This window comes from Acidovorax sp. KPB24-03, assembly GCF_057546605.1.
In genome coordinates this window covers 1-4,378 of record NZ_BAAJYR010000294.1, presented here as the reverse complement: position 1 = coordinate 4,378, position 4,378 = coordinate 1, and the positions used below count along the sequence as shown (strand labels likewise).

The 4,378-nt window shown below is 70.6% G+C and carries 1 protein-coding gene and 4 pseudogenes; 4 read left to right on the top strand and 1 reads right to left on the bottom strand.

What is annotated here, in order from left to right; genetic code table 11:
- From AC27KI_RS19475 to AC27KI_RS19460, 4 genes and pseudogenes are all read left to right on the top strand, one after another.
- Nucleotides 1-894: pseudogene (locus AC27KI_RS19475) on the top strand (MFS transporter); the annotation flags it as partial.
- 181 nt (nt 895-1,075) lie between these two features.
- A pseudogene (locus tag AC27KI_RS19470) lies at nt 1,076-1,793 on the top strand (response regulator).
- Between the two features lie 3 nt (nt 1,794-1,796).
- Nucleotides 1,797-3,019: pseudogene (locus AC27KI_RS19465) on the top strand (ATP-binding protein).
- Between the two features lie 229 nt (nt 3,020-3,248).
- Nucleotides 3,249-3,704 (top strand): type 2 periplasmic-binding domain-containing protein, encoded by a 456-nt coding sequence (locus AC27KI_RS19460; protein WP_487090614.1) that lies wholly within the window; start codon nt 3,249-3,251, stop codon nt 3,702-3,704.
- An 88-nt stretch (nt 3,705-3,792) separates the two neighbouring features.
- Here the strand turns inward: AC27KI_RS19460 and AC27KI_RS19455 are convergent.
- Nucleotides 3,793-4,378, bottom strand: a pseudogene (locus AC27KI_RS19455) (glycosyltransferase); the annotation flags it as partial.

Below are 4,378 nucleotides of genomic sequence, written 5' to 3'. Positions count from 1 at the left end.
CTTCCGCATCGAATCGGCCGACGCCGACCGCCAGGCCGCGCTGGCCGCCACCTACCAGACGGGCTACCGCCTGGCGATGATCTGGGCGGCGCGGGCGTGCTGTGGGTGGCCGCGCGCGCCGAACTGCCCGGCCTCGCCGGCTACCAGCACGGCGCCTGGCAGGCCGCCTACCTCACGATGGCCGCCTCGATGCTGGTGGGCACCGCGACCGTGCTGCTGTCGCGCGAGCCCGTGCCGCGCCCGCTGCCGCCCGCGCGCAACCCGGCAGAGTGGCTGCGCGGCGCGCTGGTCGATCCGTTCGCGGACTTCATCGGGCGCTACCGCTGGCAGGCGGCGCTGATCCTGGCGCTCATCGCCGTGTACCGCATCAGCGACGTGGTGATGGGCATCATGGCCAACCCGTTCTACGTGGACATGGGCTACACCAAGGACGAGGTCGCCGCGGTCACCAAGGTGTTCGGTGTGCTGATGACGCTGGCCGGCGCCTTCGTGGGCGGCGTGCTGTCCATGCGCCTGGGCGTGATGCGCGTGCTGATGCTGGGCGCGGTGCTCAGCGCCTGCAGCAACCTGCTGTTCGCCTGGCTGGGCCTGCGCGGGCACGACGTGACGGGGCTGGTCTTCGTGGTGTCGGCCGACAACCTGGCGGGGGGCATCGCGTCGGCGGCGTTCATCGCCTACCTGTCCAGTCTCACCAACGTGCAGTATTCGGCCACGCAGTACGCGCTGTTCAGCTCCATGATGCTGCTGGCGCCCAAGTGGATCGCGGGCTTTTCGGGGCGCTTCGTGGACGCCTTCGGCTACACCGAGTTTTTCGTGGGGACGGCGCTGCTGGGACTGCCGGTGCTGGTGCTGGTGGCGCTGGCGTCCAGGATCGAAACGCCCCCACGCCGTTGATTTTCATGCCGTCGCAGCTATCAATTCAGTAGCACATGGAGCACGCCACGCCGGCCCGGGCTGCGCGGCCGCAAAATGGCCCTGGCTGGGGGCATGCCCCTGGTTTACCTAACTTTACGGGGACTTCAACGCAACGACGCCCCCCGGCGCGACGATGAAGCCTCCCCCAAGGACACCCGCCATGAGCTCTCAACTGTTGATGATCGAAGACGACTTCCGCCTCGCCCAGATGGTGGGGGAATACCTCGGCCAGTCGGGCCTGGAAGTGACGCACATGGCCGATGGCAAGAGCGGCATGGCGCGCCTGCAGGGGGGGCGATGCGGGGCCCCTGCCCGACCTGGTGATCCTGGACCTCATGCTGCCGGACATGGACGGGCTCGAAGTGTGCCGCCGCATCCGCTCGCTGCAGGGGCCGGCGGCGCAGGTGCCGGTGCTCATGCTGACCGCCAAGGGCGACCCGATGGACCGCATCATCGGCCTGGAGCTGGGCGCCGACGACTACCTGCCCAAGCCGTTCGAGCCGCGCGAGCTGCTCGCCCGCATCCGCGCCATCCTGCGCCGGCGCACCGACGGCGGCACGCCCGCCGCGCAGGTGCTGCGCTTCGGCTCGCTGGAGATCGATCGCGATGCGCGCACCGTCACCGTGAGCGGCCAGCCGGCCGAGCTCACCTCCTACCAGTTCGACCTGCTGGTGGCGCTGGCCGAACGCGCGGGCCGCGTCCTCACGCGCGACCAGATCATGGAGGCCGTGCGCGGCCGCGAGCTGGAAGCCTTCGACCGCTCCATCGACGTGCACATGGGCCGCATCCGCGCCGCGATCGAGCAGGACGCCAAGAACCCCCGCCGCATCCTCACGGTGCGCGGCGTGGGCTATGTGTTCGCCAAGCAGCAAGACTGACCCATGTCCAACCCGTTTTCCCGGCGCCTCTATCTGCGCATCTGGCTGGCCGTGGTGGTGGGCGTGGCCGTGCTCACCCTGGCCGTGGGATGGGCCTGGCGCATCGCCTCGGACCAGAACGCGCAGACGCCCCCCACCCCGCCCGCCCGCGAGATGGTGCTGATCAACGGGCGCGGCGAGCCAGTGCTGCGCGGGCTGGCCACGCGCATCCCGAACGGGCCGGCCGAGGGGCTGGAGTTCCGGGTGGAGGCCGAAGGCGGCGAGGTGTTCTCGCTGCAGATGGCGCCGCGCCCGAAGCCGCCTGGCCCCGACCGGCGCGGCGAGGTGGCGTTCTGGACGCGCCCGCCGTTCGGCTTCCTCTGGATGCTGGGCCTGGTCGGCGTGGCCGTGGCCGTGGGCGTGTTCCCCATCATCCGGCGGCTGCTGCAGCGGCTGGAGACCTTGCAGCGCGGCGTGCAGCGCTTCGGCGAAGGCGATCTGTCCGTGCGCGTGGCCGAGACCGGGCATGACGAAGTGGCCGATCTGGCGCGCCAGTTCAACGCCGCAGCCGCGCGCATCGAGACGCTCGTCAAATCCCACAAGTCGCTGCTGGCCAATGCCTCGCACGAGCTGCGCTCGCCGCTCACGCGCATCCGCATGGGGCTGGAGCTGATGCAGGGCTCGGCCCCGTCCCCGGCGTTTCGCGACGAGATCCTGCGCAACATCGCCGAGCTGGACCAGCTGGTGGACGAGATCCTGCTCGCCAGCCGCCTGGACGCGCGCGAGGCGGACATGGGCACCATCGAACTGGTGGACCTGCTGGGCCTGGCGGCCGAGGAGTGCGTGCGGGTGGATGCCGAGCTGGAAGCCGGCGCCGCCAGCGCGGACGGCCTGGAGGTGAACGGCGTGGCCAAGCTGCTGCGCCGCGCCCTGCGCAACCTGCTGGAAAACGCCCGCCGCTACAGCCAGGGGCGACATCACGGTGGGGCTTGCAGCGCACCGGCACCCACGCCGAAGTGCGCGTGTGCGACCAGGGCCCCGGTGTGCCGCCGGCCCAGCGCGAGCGCATCTTCGAACCCTTCTACCGGCTGCCCGGCGCCAGCGAGCGCGCTGGCGGCGTGGGCCTGGGGCTCGCGCTGGTGCGGTCCATCGCGGAACGCTCGGGCGGCACGGTGCGCTGCGAGGACCGCCCGGACGGCGAGAGCGGCGCCTGCTTCGTGCTCAGCCTGCCGTTGGCGAGCGCCTGACCTCCCTGCGAGGGCGTGGCACGCGCCACGCGAGCGTCGGCATACCCCCGGGGTCGCCATCACGCGAATGCGCCCGCTGTTGCGCATGGTCACATCTGTTTCGTTCGTTCTGCGGCTTGGCCCCGGGATCCGGGTGGCTTCGGAAGGCGGTTTCCCTTATCCTGCATTCCGCCCAACGGAATACCCGACCGAGGGGTCCACTTTGCTCACCGATCCACCCCGTTCCACCATGGCAGTCAAAGACATCCGGGTCATCCACACCCTCGGGCCGGCCGGCACCAACTGCGAAGCCGCAGCCCACGAATGGTTCCGGCGCAACGGCCGCAAAGGCACCGTGCACCTGCACCCCACCTTCGAGATCGCCGCGGAGTCGCTCCATGACGACCCGGCCATCGCGGTGCTGGGGTGCGTGGCGTATCCCGACCTGCACAAGCTCGTGTTCTCCAACCTGAACCGCTTCCAGATGGTGGATGTCTTCGTGATGCCCACTTTCAACATGATCCTGGCATCGCGCACGGGCGAGGCGCCCCGCACCATCTCGACCCATCCCGCGCCGCAGCAGCTGGCGCCCCCCGGCGCGGAGCTGTGCTTCGTCAACAGCAATGCGCAGGCCGCCGTGGAATGCCGGCACGGCCGCACGGACGGCTGCATCACCACCGCCAAGGCGCCCGGTCGCTGGGACTGAAGGTGATCCAGGACTTCGGCCCGGTGCCGATGGGGTTCACGGTTCACGCGGCGGTCTGAGCGCAGCGCGGCGCCGCGCCCGCCGCGTCTCAGTTGCGCCAGGCGAGCGAGCGGGCCTCGCCCTGGATCACGGGCGCCTGGGCATTGAGCGTCTCACCCGCCAGCACACGCTCGTACATGCGCAGGTAGTCGCGCGCCATGCGCTCGGCGCCGAAGTGGCGCACGGCATGGTCGTGGCAGGCCCGGGGGTCGAAGCGGTTGGCGCGCACCGCCTCGGCCAGGGCACTGGCGTTGTCCGCCAGCACGCCGCATTCGGCGGGCACCAGTTCCGGCAGCGCGCCGTAGGGCGTCGAGAACACGGGGCAGCCGAAGTACAGGCTCTCGATGACGGCCAGGCCGAAGGGCTCGTGCCAGCGCACCGGAAAGATCAGCCCGCGCGAGGCGTTGAGCCGCTCGGTCTTCTGCGCGCCGCCCACCATGCCAAAGAAATGGATGCGGCGCGACAGCGTCCACCGGAAGCCCCGGCGGAAATTGATGCGGTCGCCGCCCAGCACGTCCACTCCACCCCGGCCAGTTGGGCCACGCGGATGGCGCCGCTCACGTTCTTCACGCGCCACGCGGCCTTACCCAGGAAGTGGTAGTGGTCGCGGGCCGGGCGAAGTCCACGGCGCCGTA

Bases quoted from the DNA above. Each gene is read 5' to 3' on its own strand.
- AC27KI_RS19460 (WP_487090614.1), top strand. From the start codon at position 3,249: ATGGCAGTCAAAGACATCCGGGTCATCCACACCCTCGGGCCGGCCGGC.